Source organism: Shewanella sp. SM71, from assembly GCF_025653905.1.
Lineage (GTDB): Bacteria > Pseudomonadota > Gammaproteobacteria > Enterobacterales > Shewanellaceae > Shewanella > Shewanella oncorhynchi.
In genome coordinates this window covers 39117-60580 of record NZ_JAKKRW010000006.1, presented here as the reverse complement: position 1 = coordinate 60580, position 21464 = coordinate 39117, and the positions used below count along the sequence as shown (strand labels likewise).

At 44.6% G+C, this 21464-nt stretch carries 16 protein-coding genes; 10 read left to right on the top strand and 6 right to left on the bottom strand.

The annotated features are described in order from the left end of the window. Positions 1 to 2: 2 nt before the first annotated feature. On the bottom strand, positions 3 to 956 hold the full coding sequence (locus tag L5L97_RS07465; protein WP_263181562.1) for a DUF58 domain-containing protein: 954 nt from the start codon (positions 954 to 956) through the stop codon (positions 3 to 5). A 24-nt stretch (positions 957 to 980) separates the two neighbouring features. Continuing rightward, entirely contained in the window at positions 981 to 1937 is a 957-nt protein-coding gene (locus L5L97_RS07460) for an AAA family ATPase (protein ID WP_028761051.1), read from the bottom strand. Positions 1938 to 2199: 262 nt separating this feature from the next. Here L5L97_RS07460 and fadI point away from each other — a divergent pair, with 262 nt between their 5' ends. From fadI to L5L97_RS07445, 3 genes are all read left to right on the top strand, one after another. Next, entirely contained in the window at positions 2200 to 3510 is a 1311-nt protein-coding gene (fadI, locus tag L5L97_RS07455; protein ID WP_263181561.1) for an acetyl-CoA C-acyltransferase FadI, read from the top strand. 5 nt (positions 3511 to 3515) lie between these two features. After that, a complete protein-coding gene (gene fadJ, locus L5L97_RS07450) occupies positions 3516 to 5642 on the top strand; it encodes a fatty acid oxidation complex subunit alpha FadJ (protein ID WP_263181560.1) in 2127 nt (708 codons plus the stop codon). A gap of 379 nt (positions 5643 to 6021) precedes the next feature. Continuing rightward, on the top strand, positions 6022 to 6222 hold the full coding sequence (locus tag L5L97_RS07445; protein ID WP_263181559.1) for a hypothetical protein: 201 nt from the start codon (positions 6022 to 6024) through the stop codon (positions 6220 to 6222). Positions 6223 to 6550: 328 nt separating this feature from the next. Here L5L97_RS07445 and L5L97_RS07440 read toward each other — a convergent pair whose 3' ends face one another. From L5L97_RS07440 to L5L97_RS07430, 3 genes are all read right to left on the bottom strand, one after another. Next, a complete protein-coding gene (locus L5L97_RS07440; RefSeq protein WP_263181558.1) occupies positions 6551 to 6958 on the bottom strand; it encodes a hypothetical protein in 408 nt (135 codons plus the stop codon). Positions 6959 to 7074: 116 nt separating this feature from the next. Then, entirely contained in the window at positions 7075 to 11301 is a 4227-nt protein-coding gene (locus tag L5L97_RS07435; RefSeq protein WP_263181557.1) for an EAL domain-containing protein, read from the bottom strand. 284 nt (positions 11302 to 11585) lie between these two features. Then, positions 11586 to 14375, bottom strand: coding sequence for an insulinase family protein (locus L5L97_RS07430; protein WP_263181556.1), 2790 nt, complete (start codon positions 14373 to 14375; stop codon positions 11586 to 11588). 169 nt (positions 14376 to 14544) lie between these two features. Here L5L97_RS07430 and sixA point away from each other — a divergent pair, with 169 nt between their 5' ends. Continuing rightward, positions 14545 to 15015: a phosphohistidine phosphatase SixA gene (gene sixA, locus L5L97_RS07425; protein WP_028761045.1), complete on the top strand. Its 471-nt coding sequence runs from the start codon at positions 14545 to 14547 to the stop codon at positions 15013 to 15015. Between the two features lie 99 nt (positions 15016 to 15114). Here sixA and smrB read toward each other — a convergent pair whose 3' ends face one another. Continuing rightward, complete coding sequence (gene smrB / locus L5L97_RS07420) at positions 15115 to 15645, bottom strand: endonuclease SmrB (RefSeq protein WP_105252090.1); 531 nt, start codon at positions 15643 to 15645, stop codon at positions 15115 to 15117. An 80-nt stretch (positions 15646 to 15725) separates the two neighbouring features. On the opposite strand from smrB, the gene prmB reads away from it, so the two are divergent. From prmB to L5L97_RS07390, 6 genes are all read left to right on the top strand, one after another. Beyond that, complete coding sequence (prmB, locus tag L5L97_RS07415) at positions 15726 to 16670, top strand: 50S ribosomal protein L3 N(5)-glutamine methyltransferase (protein WP_263163412.1); 945 nt, start codon at positions 15726 to 15728, stop codon at positions 16668 to 16670. Between the two features lie 124 nt (positions 16671 to 16794). Continuing rightward, complete coding sequence (gene aroC / locus L5L97_RS07410; RefSeq protein WP_263181555.1) at positions 16795 to 17889, top strand: chorismate synthase; 1095 nt, start codon at positions 16795 to 16797, stop codon at positions 17887 to 17889. A gap of 78 nt (positions 17890 to 17967) precedes the next feature. Further along, a complete protein-coding gene (locus L5L97_RS07405) occupies positions 17968 to 19143 on the top strand; it encodes an MFS transporter (RefSeq protein ID WP_263181554.1) in 1176 nt (391 codons plus the stop codon). A 60-nt stretch (positions 19144 to 19203) separates the two neighbouring features. Next, complete coding sequence (locus L5L97_RS07400; protein ID WP_263181553.1) at positions 19204 to 20382, top strand: ATP-NAD kinase family protein; 1179 nt, start codon at positions 19204 to 19206, stop codon at positions 20380 to 20382. A 4-nt stretch (positions 20383 to 20386) separates the two neighbouring features. Then, positions 20387 to 20671, top strand: coding sequence for a YfcL family protein (locus L5L97_RS07395; protein ID WP_263181552.1), 285 nt, complete (start codon positions 20387 to 20389; stop codon positions 20669 to 20671). Then, positions 20661 to 21434, top strand: coding sequence for an RNA methyltransferase (locus L5L97_RS07390; RefSeq protein ID WP_263181551.1), 774 nt, complete (start codon positions 20661 to 20663; stop codon positions 21432 to 21434). The genes L5L97_RS07395 and L5L97_RS07390 overlap by 11 nt, the downstream gene beginning before the upstream one ends. The last annotated feature ends 30 nt before the right edge of the window (positions 21435 to 21464 follow it).

Below are 21464 nucleotides of genomic sequence, written 5' to 3'. Positions count from 1 at the left end.
AGTTAACGCAATAATTCCAATTGATGGGCTAGGGGAGCACCCGCATCTATGAGCTGGGTACGTACGCGCAGTTGCTGCATCATGGCGATAAAGTTGTTTTGTTGACGCAACTGAATGTCGAGCCAAGCCTGATAACTGTGGCGGGTAAGCACTAAGTTCTCATTCCCATCCCGTACCGGCAAATTAAAGTTGTGTGGTAACGGCAGTGTACCTTGACGCAGAGGATCGGTAATAAGATAGGCACCCACATCGCAATGACGCTTAAGCTCGGTGAGAGGCGCGATACATTGGGGACTAAAATGGCTGCCATCTGTCACTATCCAAACTAAGGAGCCGGGTTTGGCGATACGTTGTAATCGCTGACAGGCACGCAGGATATGGTCAGGATCGCGCTGGCCAGTGCCAACATGATTGAGCTGATTTTCGTGCACACGGCGCAGGCCTGAGATCAATTGCAATATGCCCTGACGACGGCTGCGGGGTTTGAGCTCTAAATGCTCAGACTCGCATGCGATCAAGGCGCCGAGCCGATCGCCATGGTTAATCGCATTCCAACCTAAGGTGGTCGCAAGGTGTCCTGCTTGCACCGATTGCAGCAATAAACTCGAACCAAAATAGAGGCTTTGGCTCAAGTCGATTAACAATAAAATAGGGCGCTCACGTTCTTCGACAAATAACTTAGTGTGAGTTGTGCCTGTACGAGCGGTAACGCGCCAATCAATGGTGCGCACATCGTCGCCCTGTTGGTAGTGGCGCACCTCGGCAAACTCCATACCGCGGCCTTTGATTAAGCTGCTGCGATGGCCCGCTAAATTAGCGCGGGCACGGCTATAACGCTCAGGCATAGCACGGGCGATATTTTGGCACGCCAGCAGCTCTTGCTCGGTTAAATGCAAGCCATCGGCAAAAAGCGGCAAGCCATCGACTGAGGCTGAGAGTCGCGCTGTGTCACTCATCTTATTTCACCTTTATCTTCACCGTTAAGGTACTGCAACTTGACTTAAGATGTGGTTGATCACGTGATCGCGGCTGACACCTTCGGCCTGTGCTTGGTAGCTAAGTAGCAATCTGTGTCTTAACACGTTCGGTGCGACGGCTTGAATGTCTTCTGGTGAAACAAAGTCTCGCTCGTGCAGCCAAGCACGGGCGCGGGCGCAGCGTTCTAATGAAATAGTTGCGCGCGGGCTGACGCCGTACTCAAGCCACTTAGCTAAGTCTTCGCTGTAACGTAAAGGCTCACGGGTCGCCATCACGATTTCGACTATGTACTTTTCGAGCGGCTCGGCAAGATAGATTTCCATGGCTTCGTCACGGGCGGCAAACACATCTGCTTGTGCAATCGGCTCAGTGGTTGGCAATTCGTGGGTGAGCGCTTCTTTGCGGGATTGACGCAGAATTTCGATTTCAGTCTCGCCGCTCGGGTAATCAAGGTTTAAGTGCATCAGAAAACGGTCAAGCTGTGCTTCTGGCAGCGGGTAAGTGCCTTCGTTCTCTAATGGATTTTGGGTGGCCATCACTAAAAACAGCGGCGGTAGCTTATAGCTGTGCTTACCAACTGTGACTTGACCTTCGGCCATGGCTTCTAATAAGGCTGACTGAACTTTGGCTGGGGCGCGGTTAATTTCGTCCGCCAGGATTAAATTGTGGAAAATCGGTCCGGCTTCAAATTCGAAGGTGCCAGTTTGCGAGCGATAGATATCTGTGCCAGTTAAGTCGGCGGGCAGCAGATCTGGGGTAAATTGAATGCGGTGAAAATCGCCCTCAACCCCGTCACATAAGGCTTTCACTGCACGGGTCTTTGCCAGTCCCGGAGGTCCTTCAACTAATAAGTGGCCATTGGCAATTAAGGCAATGAGCAGATTTTCGGTCAATACTGGCTGCCCTAAAACAACCTTATTTAGGTAAGTGCGTAATGCGTGGAAGCGACTCAAAGGCATGATGCTACTCGTTTTATTATGTTGAAAATACGTGTGTGGGCTATAGACAACAGCTATGGTAAAGAATTCCCTTAGGGTTTGGCTAGTGTTAAAAAAACAAACAGGTGTTTAAAACTTGCTGACAAGAAGTTAGAATCAGATCACACTTTAATGGTCAGACCTGTTATTGGGCGTTTTTCGCCGTAAAACAATGGGTCAAACACGGAAATAGCTAGCGCCGCCTGAAATCTCTCAGCGATTGCGCACATAAAGAGGGTGACAAATGAGTGATAGACAACAGGTTACGAACGCCAAGGGTGAACGTATCGCCATTGTAGCGGGTTTAAGAACGCCCTTTGCAAAGCAAGCCACGGCATTCCACGGTGTATCGGCGCTCGATATGGGTAAAATGGTGGTCAATGAATTATTGGCGCGCTCTGAACTCGATCCTAAGCTGATTGAGCAATTAGTGTATGGACAAGTGGTGCAAATGCCTGCGGCGCCAAACATCGCCCGTGAAATCGTACTCGGTACTGGCATGAATGTGTCGACCGATGCCTATAGTGTCACTCGCGCCTGTGCAACTAGCTTTCAATCTACTGTCAACGTGGCCGAATCTATCATGACGGGCAATATTGACATCGGTATTGCGGGCGGCGCCGACTCTTCCTCTGTATTGCCAATCGGAGTGTCGAAAAAATTAGCCCATGCGTTAGTCGATTTGAATAAAGCTCGAACGTTTGGGCAAAAATTACAAATTTTCCGTCGTTTAGGCATTAAAGATTTATTACCTGTGCCGCCTGCGGTCGCCGAGTACTCAACGGGCTTGTCCATGGGACAAACCGCTGAGCAGATGGCAAAAACCTATAATATTAGCCGCGCCGATCAAGATGCTTTAGCGCACCGCTCGCACACCTTAGCGAGTGAAACTTGGGCTTCGGGCTATCTTCGTGACGAAGTGATGGTTGCCCATGTGCCGCCGTATAAACAGTTTATCGATCGCGATAACAATATCCGCGAAAACTCGGTACTGGAGTCATACGCTAAGTTGCGCCCTGCTTTCGACAAACAGCATGGAACTGTGACGGCGGCCAACAGTACGCCACTGACTGACGGTGCCTCAGCGATTATCCTGATGAGTGAAGGTCGAGCTAAAGCCTTAGGTTATCAACCGATTGGCTACATTAAGAGCTATGCCTTTAGCGCCATTGATGTGTGGCAAGATATGCTGATGGGGCCATCCTACGCGACGCCACTGGCGTTAAAACGTGCCGGAATGGAATTAGAAGATCTTACCCTGATTGAAATGCACGAAGCCTTTGCGGCGCAGACATTAGCGAACATGCAGATGTTTGCTTCGAAAAAATTTGCCGAAGAAAAACTCGGCCGCAACCGCGCGATTGGCGAAATCGACATGAGCAAGTTTAACGTGCTCGGTGGCTCGCTCGCTTATGGTCATCCTTTTGCGGCAACGGGAACCCGTTTAATCACCCAAGTGTGTCGTGAGCTTAAGCGCCGTGGTGGTGGAACTGGCTTAACGACGGCCTGTGCGGCCGGTGGTTTGGGTGTGGCTATGATAGTGGAAGTGGAGTAATCGGCATGGAAAAGACCTTTAATTTAACCCGCCGCGACGACGGCATTGCCATTTTGACTATGGATGTTCCTGGCGAAACCATGAACACCCTAAAAGCACAGTTTGGCCCTGAAATCAGTGAGATTCTTGCTGAGATCAAAAGTGATTCGAGCATTCGCGGTTTAGTGCTGATCTCAGGCAAAAAAGATTCTTTTGTTGCGGGTGCAGATATTTCTATGCTCGATGCCTGTAAAACGACGGGCGATGCCAAAGCCTTATCCCTGCAAGGCCATGTGGTTTTTAATGAGTTAGAAGCCTTAAAAATTCCTGTGGTTGCCGCAATCCATGGTGCCTGTTTAGGCGGTGGTTTAGAGTTAGCCTTAGCTTGTCATCAAAGGGTATGTAGCGACGATGGCAAGACTATGCTCGGCGTTCCGGAAGTCCAGCTTGGCTTATTGCCAGGCGGCGGCGGGACTCAACGTTTGCCTCGTTTAGTCGGCATTACCACCGCCTTAGATATGATGCTAACCGGTAAACAAATTCGTCCTAAACAAGCCTTGAAAATGGGCTTAGTGAATGATGTTGTGCCGCAGACGATTCTGTTACAAACCGCAGTTGAGATGGCGCTTGCGGGTAAACGAGTTCCGAAGCCTGTTAAAAAGTCACTCGTTAATCAAGTGCTTGAAGGCACGAGTTTCGGCCGTAACATTATTTTCGATCAAGCGACTAAGCAGGTCGAAAAGAAAACCCAAGGTAATTATCCTGCGCCAGCCAAGATCATTGACTGTGTGCGTCAAGGGATTGCTAAGGGCATGCAAAAAGGGCTCGAAGTCGAAGCCAGTCATTTTGCCGAATTAGTGGTATCGAAAGAATCTGAAGCGCTGCGCAGTATTTTCTTCGCGACCACAGAAATGAAGAAAGAAACTGGCGCAGAAGGCGCGAGTCCGCGTAAAGTGAAAAAAGCGGTGATCTTAGGTGGCGGTTTAATGGGTGGCGGTATCGCATCTGTGACGACGACCAAGGCCAAAATCCCCGTTCGCGTCAAAGACATAAGCGAAAAAGGTTTAAGCAATGCATTAGCTTATGCCTACAAGCTGTTGGATAAAGGGGTTAAGCGCCGTCATATGACGCCTGCTGCCCGTGACAACCTAATGGCACTGATGACCACAACGACTGAATATAAAGGCGTTAAAGATGCCGACATCGTTGTGGAAGCGGTATTTGAAGACCTAGCGCTTAAGCATCAAATGGTGAAAGACATTGAGCGTGAGTGTGGTGAGCACACTATTTTTGCGTCAAACACCTCATCTTTGCCTATTAGCCAAATCGCCGAAGCGGCAACGCGTCCTGAAAATGTGATTGGTCTGCATTATTTCTCGCCAGTGGAAAAAATGCCGCTGGTGGAAGTGATTGCCCATGCTAAAACGTCGCCAGAAACCATTGCGACTACTGTCGCATTTGCCCGTAAGCAAGGTAAAACACCGATAGTGGTGCAGGATGGTGCGGGTTTCTACGTGAACCGTATTCTGGCTCTGTATATGAATGAGGCCGCGCAATTACTACTCGAAGGCCAAAGTGTTGAGCATTTGGATAAAGCTTTAGTGAAATTTGGCTTCCCTGTGGGACCGATTACTTTGCTCGACGAAGTGGGTATTGACGTGGGCGCAAAAATTTCACCGATCCTTGAGAAAGAATTGGGTGAACGTTTTAAAGCGCCAGCCGCATTCGACAAGCTTTTAGGTGACGATCGTAAAGGCCGCAAAAATGGCAAAGGCTTTTATCAATACGGCCAAAAAGACTCTAGCAAGAAAGCGAAAGTCGTCGATGAGAGTGTTTATGGCGTGTTAGGTATTAAGCCTGGCACCAATAAAGATGTAAAAGCGGTTGCTGAGCGTTGTGTCGTACAAATGCTCAATGAAGCGGTGCGTTGTTTAGATGATGGTATTATCGCATCGCCAAGAGATGGCGATATTGGTGCCATTTTCGGTATTGGCTTCCCGCCATTCCTCGGTGGCCCATTCCATTATATTGACACTTTAGGCGCCGCGAACTTAGTGAAGATCCTTGAAGGTTATCAAAGTCAATTCGGTAACAGATTCGAACCTTGTGAGCGCTTAAAAACCATGGCGCAAGAAAACGCGCACTTTTTCTAAGTCTCAGTGAATCTAAGTCATAGTTAATCTAGGTCTTAGTTAATCAGAATTGGACAAAAAAGCGGCAGGTTATTGCCGCTTTTTTTATTGCCACAAGGCATGCTTTTGCCTAAAAAATGTTCACATTGGGGATGTGGATCTTGTATAATCCGAGCCCTTTATCGAGAGTTCGGTGTTACGTGTTCTGTACTGAGAGCGTAGCGATGAATGAGTGTTGCTCGTTTATGCATAGTGCGGAAAACTTTTTATCCTGCCGTTAAAATGACGTATTTAACATGTGCATCAATCACCAAGACTACGCGAGTAGCATTCGCATTTTGATGAGGAATTAATTTCTCTACCTTTATGATTTATTTAGTTGTTTTTAAAGAGGTGGTTTGTGATTTTGCTGGTTATCTTTATCGCATTAATCTCGGCTTGGTACTTCGGCTTAGCTGCATTTACCGCAGGTCTTACTGTTAAGCATTGGGTGCTGCTTGGTTTTGTCCTCGGGCCTCTGGCTTATCCGCTCTTTACGACACACCGCCATTTAGCTTTGAGGAAAATCCGTTGTAGTGAGGAAGGGATATTAAATAGCTAATTTATCAATCTGTTATGTAATTTACATGGCTATATGGCTATATGGCTATATGGCTATATGGCTATTAGTACTTTTTATATTCACTTAAAACTAAAGGGAGCCAATGCTCCCTTTATTGTTTCTAAGCCGCGCTAGCTTAATTAACTATCACTGTACATGAGTTAGACTCATGGCTACAGAACTTAAATTAGTTCCACCAACCTTTTGCAGAAATCACTTCAAGGTGATTCAAGCCTTCAGGCAACTTAACTTTTTTACGCGCTGGCTTGGATAAACCGAGTGCTTTTTTGATTGAATTTAGCATGTTAGCTCCTTAATAAAATTTTTATTAAGCAAAAGTTGTTTCGGTAAAACGAACATTTGGCGCTGCAGCCACTTCTAAAGATTTAAAGCGGACATTTGGTGCTGCAGCTACATCCAAAGATTTAAAGCGGACGTTAGGCGCTGCAGCTAGCTCAAGAGGTTTAAAGCGGACATTAGGCGCTGCAGCTAGCTCAAGAGGTTTAAAGCGGACATTAGGCGCTGCAGCCAGCTCAAGAGGTTTAAAGCGGACATTAGGCGCTGCAGCTAGTTCAACAGATTTAAAGCGGACATTAGGTGCTGCTGCTAGTTCAACAGATTTAAAGCGGACATTAGGTGCTGCTGAAAATGTATCGATGTTGTTTGGTGTCGTAAAAGTGCTTACAGCAACAAATGACGATGTTAATGCAATAACAGTGAATATTCCTTTAATCATTCTAAATTCTCTCTCAGGGTAAGTTAATATAATAATTTTTTGACACTGAACAAATTATTGCAGTTGTTGTGCCAATGTTTAAAATTACACCTGTGACAGTTGTTGAAATGATGTCTTTATGTTTTTCTTTCCTTCTGCTTGGTCATATCTTCTTGCAATAATAAGGTAAAATCAGATTCCTTTATCGCTTTACTGAAGATGTAGCCTTGAATTTCTTCACAGTTGAGTGCCCGTAAAATGTTCAACTGTGCTGCTTGTTCTACGCCTTCACCCACAACAGAAAGCCCCATGTTATGGGCGATGGTGATAATAGAATCGACCATTTTGAGATCGCGATCAGATTTATCTATATCGTCAACAAAGGCTTTGTCAATTTTTAAAGTATGAATAGGAAAGCGTTTTAAGTATGAAAGGGACGAGTACCCTGTGCCGAAATCATCGAGTGCTAAACTGACGCCCATTTTAGCCAATTGCTGCATGACAATAATTGCTGTTTCAGGCTGTTTAATGACGGTGCCCTCCGTTATTTCTAATTCAAGATGACATGCGGGGAGTTTGGTGAGTCTTAAAATTGACTCTATTCGTTGTTGAATATCGGGCAGAGCAAATTGACGTGACGATAAATTGACGGCGACTCTGCCGCTGAATATGCCTTGTTCACGCCATTTTTGCGCTGCGAAACAGGCCTTGCGTAAGACAATTTCACCAATTTCAACAATCAAACCGTTTTCTTCAGCAAGTGGAATAAAGTCATTGGGGGGAATTAAACCATGTATTGGATGATTTAATCTGACTAAAGCCTCCATACCTGCAATTTTACCGCTTTTAAGATCAACCTTAGGTTGATAATAAACTTCAAATAGATCATCTTTTAAGCCTTCACGGATAAGATTTTCTATTTCTAATTGCCTAATTGCATGTTGGTTCAAGGACTCAGAATAAAACTGGTAGCAATTACCTCCCGCAGACTTAGCATGGTACATAGCAATGTCAGCCTTCCTCAGTAATGCTTGCTCACTTTGCTCATCTTCTGGGAATAGCACTATGCCAATACTTAATCCTAGGACTAGCTGTTCATTGCTAACGTCAAATGCAGGTTTTAATCCCTCAATAATACGGTTAGCAATCGCAGCACTGGCGCTTATATCTGAGTCTTTATCTAATACAATGGCGAATTCATCTCCGCCTAGACGATAAATGCTAGTATTTTTAGGAAGTAAGGACTTAATTCGGGTAGCAACGAGCTTTAATAATGCATCCCCAATTTGATGGCCTAAGGAGTCATTAATACGTTTAAAATTATCAAGATCAAGTACCATAAGCGCATGAGCTATTTCTCGATTAACTAGGTTACTTAAGGTCACTTGTAAGTTGGAGCGATTTGGCAGTCCAGTTAAGAGATCGTTATTGGTTAATTTTCTAAGCTCTTCTTCTTGCTGCTTACGTCTTGATATATCAGAAAAAACACCAACATAATGTGACAATTCGCCTAGCTCATCATAGATAGCATCGATAGTGAGCTCCATATGGAAGTGACTGTTATCTCCTCTGGCAGCTTCGACTTCATTTGCCCAGCGACCTTGCTGTTTCAACATGGTTCTGATTTGGGTGGAGAAGATTTCTGGATATAAATCAAATGTGAGTAAGTTGCCAATAAAATCAGTTCTGTTACGTAATGAAATTTTACAACAAGCTTCGTTGACTTCGACAAAACGGTATTCGTTGTCGAGGATAAACATGCCTTCCGAAATATTTTCAATCGCTTTTTCAAAGAGTTTTAGCTGCTCTTCTTTTTGTTTAAATTGACTAATATTTTTAATCGTTCCAGTCATTCGCAGGGCATTATCTTTGTCATCCCGCTCTACAATCTTGGCGCGGTCTAAAATCCATACCCAATTGTCGTCTTTGCCTTTTACCCTATATGCGGCTTCAAAATGATCTGTTTCACCATAAAAATGCTTATTGAGCGCTTCACGGACACGTTCTTGATCCATAGGATGTATATTACTTTCTTCATCCGATTTACCTGAACGATGTCCATCACGGGGAAATTCAAGTGCTCCCCAAATATTTGAGCGAAAAATATTGCCAGTTTCTATGTCCCAGTCCCACATTTCATCACCACTTCCCCAAAGGGAAAGTTTTAATCTTTCTTCGCTGAGCGCTATTTGGCGTTGCACTTCCCTTTTCCGTAACACTGCTTTAATAATAAAAAAAGTTATTAGCAATGTAGTTATGAAGTAAATTGATTTTGCCCAATAGGATAGCCACCACGGAGGGGATATATAGATACTGAGAGATTTTATAGGACCTTTATCTCTTGATATTGGATTTTCGGCATAAACATTGAACATATAATTACCTGGAGAAAGGTTTGTATAAGTTGCCGAGTTTGTTCCTTTGGCTGTAATCCATGAGTCTGATAATCCATTAAGGTTATAAAAGTATTCAATATTTTTTTGGCTTGAATGAGGGGAATTAAATCTTAATGTAAATGGATAGTCAGAGTATTTCAATTTTACAACATCTGATTTAGAAATGCTTTTTTCTAAAAAATCACTTTTTATTTTAACTTCTTTATTGAACACGAGGAGTTCATTTATGTTAGTTTTTATTTTGTGTTTTGTTATTTGGGATTTAATTTCACTTTTGCTAATTAGACTTATCCCCGATATTCCACCAAATAAAAAATTTTGTTGCCAATATATTCCGCTTTGGGTGTTATATTCCTCTTGGCTACCATAGTTTGTGGGGATTCGGTATATTGCACCATTATCACTTAATATCAGTTCGTTGATTGAGGATGCAACGAATTCACCTTCGGAATCTGTCGCGATGGAGTAAAAAGGTTTATTTGTGTTGTAGATTTCATTGGTTTTGTAATCTATTTTATTAATAGAGTATATGGATGTTCTTGTTCCAAATATATAAGATTCAGGTGTTTCTGCAACACAGTAAACGAAGTCTTTGTTGAATAGTGTTATTTCTTCGCCGCTAGGTTTTATTTTTATTAATCCACCTTGGGTAGCAATAAGTATACTATTGTCTACCGTAGATAATATTTGAAATAATGGGTTCTCATTTTTTAGTTGAGTGGTTTGAATTTTTTCATTTGTGTTTAGGTCTATTTTATATATAGTTGAGTTATCGTTTCCAACGACTATTTTTTCATTAGATGGATTCTTATATAACGCAACGATATTATCATTCAGCAGTTTTTCGCTATTAGTATTTCCCAATATGTATAAACCATTTCTCCCTCCGACAATCAAGGAATTTTTATGTTTTGAAACATATTTAGGGCCAGTCATTCCAGTGTCAACTTTTCGAATAAGATTAAAGTTTGAATCGTATATTTCAATTTCATTGGTGTCGTCGGATGTTACTATTTTTGTTTCATCTAAAATGTTTATCGACCAAATGTTTCCTGCGGGGTTTATTAATGATTTTACAATGTTGCTACTATCTCTTATTAGAATAAACCCCATATTTAATGAAGGAATTATTGTATAGTTATTCGTCCTATAGGCTTGAACTTGATTGGTGATTTCTTTCTTTTCTAATACATAACCTTTTGATGTTACCTCTGATGATTCAAGGTTTGTTTGTATTACTTGACCATCAATCACGGCTAAACCTGTATACTCACCAGCAAGAGAGTTCGGTATGTCTTCTGATATTTTTTTATAAATACCATCTGATGTTAAAATATAAACTCCACTTTTGCCTTTTACTATGTCTACAGATTGTAGGGATAAAATAGTAGTTGTTGAATCTTCGTGATAATGAATAATTTTACCATCATGATTTCTTACAATGTAGCCGTTATTAGTCTTAATTGCTTTTTTTATGAAGCTAAAGCTTTCATCTTGATATGTTTTTATTATTTCTAAATTATCTTTTCTAATATCAATGATCTTGTTTTTAGTACCTATAGTATAAATTTCACCATTGTCATTTATAGACCATATGGCTTCATTTATTTGTTCCTGTTTTTTGAAGGATTCAAGTGCTGAGTCGTAAACATTTAAACCATTGTCAGTTCCAACTAACATTGTTTTATTGTCAAATAATAGGCTTTGAATAAATGAACTAGATAGACCAGAGTGATCATGTGCAAAAAAATGCTTAAATTCTTCACCGTCGAATCGATTTAATCCGTTCAAAGTACCAATCCAGATGTAACCATCATTATCTTCAATGACCGATGTAACTGTACTCTGGGATAGGCCTTCTGGGACGCCATAAGACTCAGTTTTTAAAGCGATTGGTAATTGTTGCGCTTCTGCGGTCGATAGGAAAATAGCTAGAAGAAAGAAAATTCTCAAGAGTGCTTTAGGCATAGTGTTTGTTCTTATTATCCGAGGATGCCATGAAACAATTGTGTTACATCACTTTTCCAGAAAGTGAGCGGTTTGTCAAAGTGGAGTCTGCAGAAAATCCTTTTAACAGCATGTAGATGCAGTAAAATTGTTCGGTGCTGAAGTGGTAGAACATGGGCTAGCCATGTTTTACATCAGGATTACGCCCAACACCGAAAGATACGACTATAGTTGGACTGATTTGTAGCGGTTCTGTTTGTTTACCTAACTTTGCTCACAAATGTGTGAGCAAAAGTGTTTTTTGTTTAGAAATTAAACTTTTCTGCCGTTTGCTTAAAAACTTTAAGATCCGTGATCATTTTGTCTGACATCAGCGCGGGTTGGGTTCTGTGTTGTTCACCTGTGCTAAATAACACTAAGCGATCGCTGTGCTTAGTACGCATTTTACGCATCATGAATTTGAGTAAATCAGTGCGGGTGAGCTTAGTGATTTCGTCTACGACGAGTTCTCTTTGGTTAAATTGATAATCTCTATTGCCGACACTGACCCAATAACGTTGACTGCGAGTTTTGAGGTTCGCGTCGTGCTCCATGATTTGATTAATCAGACCTACCTTTGTGCTTTCCCATTCTTCGTTGGTGATTTGCATCACTGCATAATTAAAGTCGGCAATAAACTCATCGATGGCCTCTAATAAATGCAGTGGTCCAGTTGTGGGTGACTGAATATAGAAAATAAGTCCAGGATGACGATTGAGCGGCAGGTAACCTGTGCCTACCATATAGCCCAACTGTTTTTCAGTACGCAGCTCATGGAAAAAGGTGGACGACATAGTGTGATTCAGTAAGCTAAATAGCGCCATTTTTTCGGGTGTTGCCACGGCAGATTGGTAATACACAATAATTGCGCTATCTTGATGATCTATTGCGAGTTCTCTCAGTAACGTGCCTTGGCCTGTTAAATTCACTAATTCTCTGGTGGACTCGGCGCTCGGCGTCGAAACTAAGGATAAAATGTGCTGTAAACGTTTGCCGAGAGCTTGTGCTTCAGAGACTAGCCAATCCCCGTAGACTAACCCTTCAAGATAGATCTTTTCGTAGAAGGCGCGTACATGGTTATGTAAATCTTCTAGGCTAATATCTTCCAACATTTGAGCCATGCGTGCTGGTTCATAACTGCTTTTTTGCAGCGTAACAGTCAGGCTAGTAAATAATTGTGAAATCGGTTTAGCCTGTGTTTGATTCTGCCAACTGCGCAGTAGCTGAGATTTTATGAGGGCAAAGCGCTCTTCGGTAAAATTGCGCTCTCTGGCTTTATGGATTAATAGTGCTAATAACGTTTCTTGATTGCCGGTAAAGCCCGATAAATGCAGTGTAATTCCGCCTTGATGCGGATAAATGTTATAGCTTAATCCAGCAACTTCGGCCTGATAGGTTGGCTCGGTGAGATAATCGAGTAGCATTTCAACATATAAGCGGGTGAGGGCGGCATGCCTTGGCGTTTTACTTGCCTGCTCTGAATCCAGCGATAAATACATGTGACCTTTTGGCACATTAAACTCATCATCTTTCTTATGCCAAATGCGGTATCCAGTTGATTCAGCAACTATCACTGGCACGTCAACATCGCTCTTATCCGGACGGGCAATCGAGTCGGCGACAATAAAAGGATTTGCAGCCGGTAGCTGTAATTCAGGGCGAATACTGTTCACTTGCCAACGAGCTATGGACTGTGGCGCAATTGGGCGGACTTTGTACGGCGTGTGATACCAGTTAGCTTTACGATCCGTTTTAACCGATTGGGCGATAAGCTGCAGGCGCATATTCTGTGGCACCATGAGCTCAAGTAGCTCAATGGTTTCAGGGATATCCAGCCCATCCATCCGATAATCGCCAAAGACCAAGTCTTCGACTTCATAGTGATGCATATTGATACTGAGATGGCTGGCTAAATCGAGTGATTTAACTTGCTCTTGATAACGAAACGCCATTTTGAGCAGGTTTGCACGCTCCAAATAACGCCATTCATCTAAGCCTTGGGTTTTGATAAGTTCAATATACTCAAAACAGCAGCTGATAATTTCATCGAGATTGCCTAGCCCTTTATCGGTTAACTGTAAACCGATACTGTAATCCTTGAAGTTATAACCATTTACACCGCCGCCCGCAGACAAGTTGTTCACTAATCCTTGTTCTTTCAGATACGACAACAGACTGCCATGACTCTCATTGCCTAAAATATGGCTGATATAAGTCAAAGGTTTACGTTTGTAGTAGTGATCAATTCCTGGGAAATTAAAACTGATGCTTAAGCGTTTTTGCTCCTTAAGCGGCACAATATCGATTTGCCTCAACAGTTCTTTTTCTGAAAATAGTGGTACTTGAGGATAGTTTTTCACTAAGTTCAAGTTTCGGATCCCACTAAAATAGTGGCAGGCTAAATCTTGTAATTCATCAAGGGAAAGCGGAGCGACTAAGCACAAGGTCATTAAGTTGGCGCTGTAATGGCTTTGATAGAAATCGAGTAATTCACTACGTACCTGTGCCTGTTCTCCGCCTAAGGTGACTAAGTTACCCACTGAAAATTTCGAAAATGGATGCAGTGGGTTGACTGTCTCTTTGAGTACTTGATAGGTTCGACGGATATCATCTTTTAGTTTTAAACTAAATTCAGATTCAATAGCTTGGCGTTCTCTATCGACTAAATCTAAATCAAATTTTGGGGCGATAAAAAATTGGCTGAATCTGTCTAAGGAGTCGGCAAACACGTCTTCATTGATGGTGAAAAAGAAGTTAGTGTGCTCTGTGCCCGTCCAAGCGTTATTGCTGCCGCCATGCTGGTTGATAAAGGCGTGATACTCGCCTGAGTCTGGGAATTTCTCAGTACCTAGAAAGAGCATATGCTCTAAAAAGTGCGCCATGCCGGGTCTATCTGCGGGATCATCAAAATGACCCACGCCTACAGCCATAGATGCGGCAGCTTGGCTGGCATCTTGATCTTCAACCAATAACACCCTGAGCGCATTATCTAATACAAGATAACGATACTGGCGGTGATCATTTGGACTTTTATATATGGACTGAGAGGCTTGCAAAGAGACACTCCGGTAACGATAGCTTGTTATATATTGATAGTCTTAATGGTTTTTAGCAAATATCTCTTGTGTTTATCGACTAAAGATTAAGTCTTGTGAGGTTTGTTGAAACGGATTTTAGGGCTACAATTGGGATAAAACAAAAACAAGTTTGAGTCGCGAGAGAAGTATGCAGCTATTTTTGATGAGACATGGTGACGCCGGATTTAATGCTCAGTCTGATAGAGACAGAACACTGACCGATGTTGGAAGGCACCATACTGTGTTGATGAGCAACTGGCTAGCTCGCAGTGTGGCTGATTTCGATCTTGTTTTAGTTAGTCCTTACTTACGAGCACAGCAAACGTGGCAGGAACTGAGTCAGCATTTTCCTGAGCCGCGTAAGTGGCTAGTCGCCGATGATCTCGTACCTTCTGGCGATCCCGCCAATGTAGCCGCCTTGGTTGTGGCTTATGCTGAATTATACAAAGCCGATAAAGTACTAGTGATTGCTCACATGCCGTTACTGGGCTACTTAGTCAGTGAGTTAGTGGCTGGCGTTGAGCCGCCATTATTCGCGACGTCAGGCATTACGCTCATTGATAAACATGCCGAGCAAGCCTCAATCGTGTGGCAGCACGCCCCGCATAGTATTAGCTAATCTAGGTTTATATCTCTTTTACAAAACAAACGGCCCACATTAAATGGGCCGTTTGTTTTCCACTAAATAGTAAATGTTAAAGCCTAAGCCGATAGCGAGCTAACGTCTATGCGGCTGCTCACCAATATCAATCAGCACTAATAACGCCGCATCGCCGCCCCATTCTTTAGGCGCCTGATGGAAAGCTTTCACCATAGGATGCTGCACTAACCACATGGGAACTTGTTGTTTCAATATGCCACTGCCATAACCATGCATAATGCAGCAGCACAGGCTTTGCTGTTTAACGCAGGCTTGGATCAGTGCCGCTAACTCAAGTTTGGCTTCCGATTGGCGATAGCCGTGCAAATCCAGCAGCAAATCTGGCTGGTAATCCCCACGTCTGAGGCGCTTGAGCTCTAAACTGTCAACACCTTCTTCTAACCAACGCATCGGCCCTTGTACAGGCAGTAGTGGTTGATAAGTATCTGAGAAATAACTGTTAGCATGCAGTTGCTGCTCTTTCAGTTCTATTTCTTGTTTGGTTTTTAAGGGCATGCGAAAGTGTCGCTTATTTTGCGTGATGGGTTTAATTCCATCAATAAGCGCTGAGAACATCGCCAAGCCTTCTTTGTCGTCGTCTTTATTCATGGCGGGTATTCTATTGAATCCTATGGTTTCTGAATAGAGTTCAGTTACAATGTTTGCGAACAAACTAGCGGGAGCACGTTTTGGATAAGATCTTTGTAGATGAAGCTGTGACAGAATTACGTACTATTGGCGATATGTTACGTTGGGCCGTGAGCCGTTTTAACGATGCCAATGTGTATTATGGTCATGGTACTGATAATGCGTGGGATGAAGCCATCGCCTTAGTTTTCCATGCCTTACACTTACCCGAAGAAATCGGTCAGCAAGTGATTTTAAGTAACTTGACCAGCAGTGAAAAGCATAAAATTGTCGAGTTGATCATTCGTCGGGTGAGAGAGCGCTTACCTGTGCCTTACTTGACCAACAAAGCGCGTTTTGCTGGGCTTGAATTTTACGTCGATGAGCGCGTGTTAGTGCCACGTTCACCGATTGCCGAAATGATCGCTAATCGTTTTAGCCCTTGGTTATATAACAAGCCAGTTACACGTATTTTAGATTTATGTACTGGCAGCGCTTGTATCGCGATTGCCTGTGCCTATGAATTTGAAGACGCCGAAGTCGATGCGCTGGATATCAGCGAAGATGCCTTAGATGTGGCGCAAATCAATATCGAAACCTTAGGTGTGATGGACAGAGTTTTCCCGATGCAATCGGATCTGTTTTCGGCCATCCCAGAAGGGCCTCAGTATGATTTGATTGTTTCAAACCCACCTTATGTGGATGCTGAAGACATTGGCGACATGCCTGATGAATATCACCATGAGCCAGCCATTGGTTTAGCCTCAGGTCGCGACGGCTTAGATTTAACCAAGCGTATACTCGCCAATGCCGCGCAATACCTCACGCCAACGGGTTTACTCGTAGTCGAAGTCGGTAATTCTATGGTGCATTTGATTGAGCAGTTCCCAGAAGTGCCATTCACTTGGATTAACTTTGAAAATGGTGGCGATGGCGTATTTGTATTGACCCGCGATCAACTGGTCGAAAATCAGTCAGTGTTCGGCATTTATCGCGACGCAGAATAACCTAAGATAGCAAATTAGGTTGAGACTTTTCCCGCTGCCAGTTAGGCTTGCAGCGGGAAAATAAATTGTCCAGTGGTCGCTGGACACGGAGCGATGAACAAATAACCTAAGGTGTACAAAGCGGATGTCTGGAAACAGTATTGGTCAAAATTTTGTAGTGACGACGTTTGGTGAGAGTCACGGTGTTGCACTGGGTTGCATTATTGATGGTTGCCCACCAGGGCTTGAATTAACCGAAGCCGATATGCAGCATGATCTTGACCGCCGTCGTCCAGGGACATCCCGATATACCACGGCCCGCCGTGAGCCAGACGAAGTGCGGATTTTATCCGGCGTTTTTGAAGGTAAAACCACGGGTACCTCAATTGGACTCTTGATCGAAAATACCGATCAACGTAGTCAAGATTACTCTAATATCAAAGATTTATTCCGCCCTGGACACGCCGATTATACCTACCAGCAAAAGTACGGTATGCGTGATTACCGTGGTGGTGGCCGCTCGTCTGCCCGTGAAACCGCGATGCGCGTTGCGGCGGGTGCTGTGGCTAAAAAGTATTTGAAGCAAGTTCACGGTATCGAGATCTATGGGTTTATGTCACAGCTGGGTCCTATTTGTGCTGAGACTATTGATGTTGACCAAATTGAGCAAAATGCCTTTTTCTTCCCCGATGCCAGTAAGCTTGAAGCGCTTGATGAATACATGCGTGAGCTGAAAAAATCCGGTGACTCCATTGGCGCGAAAATCTCCGTTATCGCGACAGGTGTACCAGTGGGTTTAGGTGAGCCAGTATTTGATCGATTGGATGCTGATATCGCCCACGCGCTGATGGGCATCAATGCCGTTAAAGGTGTTGAGATTGGTGATGGTTTTGGTGTCGTGACGCAAAAGGGCTCCGAAGGGCGTGACTTAATGTCGCCGCAAGGCTTTGAATCTAATCATGCGGGCGGTGTGCTCGGTGGGATTTCATCGGGTCAGCCGATTATTGCCCATATTGCGTTAAAACCCACATCAAGCATCAGTGTGCCGGGTCAAAGTATGACGGCGCAGGGTGAAATGGCCGAAGTTGTCACTAAAGGTCGTCACGATCCCTGTGTTGGGATCCGCGCGGTACCGATTGCCGAAGCTATGCTTGCCATTGTGTTGATGGATCACTTATTAAGACACAGAGCGCAAAATCAGGATGTGCGTAGTCACACGCCCGTTCTCGGAATGAGATAGGGGTATGAGATAGGCGCATGAAATAGCTGGTATGCGATAACGATATAATGAGTGGCATGAGATAAATGGAATGCGTTAATGTCAACTTCTTCTAGCACAAGCCGGCAATTGCGCTGGCTTTGTGCCTGCTATTTTTTCTTCTTTTCTATTCTCGGCACTATGGTCCCTTATCTTGGGGTCTTCTTCGAAAATCGCGGTTTTAATCCCCAAGAAATTGGCTTTTTACTCGCCATCCTGATGGCGACGCGCATTGTTGCACCTAATGTGTGGGCTAAAGTGGCTGACCGAACGGGGATGCGTGCCGAGCTGATCAAAATGGGCGCAGGGGCCGCCGCGCTGGCCTATTTGAGTTTCTTCTACCATGGCGGTTTTGTGTATATGGCGCTGAGTCTGGCCCTCTATACTTTCTTTTGGAACGCGATCCTCGCCCAGCTTGAAGTGATCACCTTAGAAACCTTAGGCGAGAATGCCAGCCGCTACGGTCAAATTCGCAGTTGGGGCAGTGTCGGTTATATCTGTCTTGTCGTCGGTGCGGGCTTTGCCATTGGCCACTGGGGCACAGAAGTGTTGCCTTATATCGGTTTGTCATTGTTTATCGGCATGTTAGCCAGTGCGTTGCCATTACCGGCAAATCGTATAGTGCGCGATACCAACCAAGTGCGGCCGCCATTACAATGGAATCGGGCAATTATTTGGTTCTTAGCCTCGGCGATGTTGCTGCAAATGAGCGCGGGGCCTTTCTACGGCTTCTTCGTCTTATATTTAAAACAAGCGGGTTACTCAGAATCCTCGGCGGGGATATTTGTCGCCCTTGGCGCCATGGCCGAGATCGTGATGTTTATGTTCGCGCCGCGTTTACTCGGCCGCTATGGTGTTAACACCCTATTGATTGTCAGCATCGGCATGACTTGCTTGCGTTGGTTATTGGTTGCCTTTGGGGTCGATAGTGTATTGTGGCTTGGTTTTAGCCAATTATTACATGCCTTTACCTTTGGCTTAACCCATGCTGCATCGATTCAATTTGTGCATAAACATTTCGATGCGAGTCACAGAAGCCAAGGTCAAGCCCTATACGCCAGTTTAAGTTTTGGGGTTGGCGGCGCGCTCGGTACTTGGATTTGTGGCTATATTTGGGGCGATGGTAGCGGGGCGGTTTGGTCTTGGGTATTTGCCGCAGTATGCGCCTTTGCCGCTATGCTGGCGGTATTCTTTATCCCTAAGGATAAACCGAGTGTTGCAGCCCATGGGGCCTAGTCATATCCATTAAGATAAAAATATAAAAAAATCAAAATATTGCGTTAAGTGAGGTAAAGGGTGATTCGGTTTCGTTTAGGGTTAGTTATCAATCCATTAGCTGGCTTAGGTGGCAGTGTTGGTCTTAAGGGCAGCGATGGCGTTGCCGAAGAAGCACTTGCATTAGGCGCTGAACCCAAAGCCGCCTTGCGTATGATGCAGGCCCTCGAGGTTATCCGTGATTATAGTGATGACATTGAAGTCATTACCGCTTCAGGCATCATGGGTGAAGACACCGCTAAAACACTCGGTTTTACCACGCGAGTGGTGTATCAAACTCCGGATAAAACTCAGGCGCTGGATACGCAGGCCGTTGTGCGTGCGCTGCTGGATGAACCGCTGGATTTACTGCTTTTTGCCGGTGGTGATGGCACGGCCCGCGATGTTTACTCCGTATTTGAACAAGCCACTATCGACGACAAACTCCCCGTACTCGGCGTGCCTGCTGGGGTGAAAATTCATTCCGGCGTTTACGGTATTACGCCCCATGCGTCTGGCATGGTGGTCAAGATGTTGCTCGATGGCGAACTTGTCAGTTTGATGTCCGCCGATGTGATGGATATCGACGAAGTGGCTTTTCGCCAAGGCACAGTGCGCGCTAAACGATTTGGTGAGCTCTTAGTGCCCGCCGAGCCGCGTTATGTACAAGCGGTGAAGATGGGCGGCAAGGAAGTCGATGAACTCGTGCTGGCCGATATCGCCGCCGATGTGATCAATCAAATGGAGGATGAATTGTACATCATGGGCTCTGGCAGTACGGTTGCCTTTGTGATGGAAGAGTTAGCTCTGGATAATACCCTACTCGGTGTTGATCTTATTCAAAATAAAAGTTTAGTCGGCAGTGACTTAACCGCGAATGAATTACTCGAACTGACCCAAGATAAGCCGACTAAGTTGGTGATTACCTTAATTGGTGGCCAAGGCCATATCTTAGGGCGTGGTAATCAACAGTTGTCGCCCGAGCTGATTCGGCGCATCGGAAAAGACAATATTATTATCCTTGCCACAAAAACTAAGCTAAAAGCACTTGATGGACGACCACTAATTGTGGATAGTGGCGACCCTAAATTAGATAGCGAGCTTGGCGGCTATTATAAAGTGACGACGGGCTACCATGATTACGTCATGTATCAGGTGGCCAATCCAGATTTATTGGTCGCAGCAGATGTGTCGGCCAATCCAGTATTAATGGAGAGTTAGACCCATGTTAGAGCATTACGAAGACGCATTAGAACAGTGGATCGCCAGCGTTGTTAGTCATGGTGATGACGATGCTTTGTTTGCCTGTGGCTACTTACAGGGCCATGTGGCCGTAGTGTTGTCCCAATTGGAAGCACAGGGTGAAACGGATCTTGATGCGTTAATGCTAAAAATGACCGACTGTCTAGCACTCGCGCGCCAAGAATTAAATGATGCCGATTATGCCTTGGTTGAACAGGCATGGGCACAGCTGCAGGTAAAGATTATAGGCGAATTGGATGTTGCCTAGCTCCCAGCCGATGACTGACAACGAGCACGTGACTAATGCCGAAGTAACGAGTGTAGAAATGCCGAGTGCTGAATTAGCCAGTGAGCAAGCTCTCGATGCTAGCGCGGTATTTATCGGTTTAGTGAATCCTAAAACACCCGTTAACGTCGGTGGCATTATGCGCGCATCGGGTTGTTATGGCGTCGATGGCGTATTTTACACTGGCAGGCGCTACGAGTTAGCCGCGCGTTCGGGTGCTGTGCAATACCATGTCGATACTAAAGATGCTGGCGAGCGCATTCCGCTCACGGGCGTTACTTCATTGTTAGCCGCGATTCCGGCGGACACTCAGCTTATCTGTGTCGATTTGGTGGTGGGCGCAACACCGTTGCCGGATTTTGTCCATCCCGCGAAAGCCTTTTATGTATTTGGTCCTGAGGATGGCACCATTTGCCAAGAGATTATCGATAAAGCCGATGCCGTAGTGTATGTGCCTACGGTCGGGTGTATGAATCTTGCGGCTTCGGTTAATGTGCTGTTATACGACAGATTGGCTAAATCCCACCGTGAGGCTGCAAGCCTGACATCGAGCCTAGCATCTGGTCTACCTTCGAACTTAAGCGGCGATGCGCTCATCCGTCAGAGTCGTGATAACAACAATCGTACTCGGGTAAAAGTGGCGAGAGAATCGAGAAAGCCCCGACATATTGAGGCTAGTTGTGTAGAGCCTAGCTGTCTTGAACCTAGCAGCAGTGATAACACTATTGTTGTTACTGCCGCTTAAGTGGGTTACAGAAAATAATAAAAAAGGGAT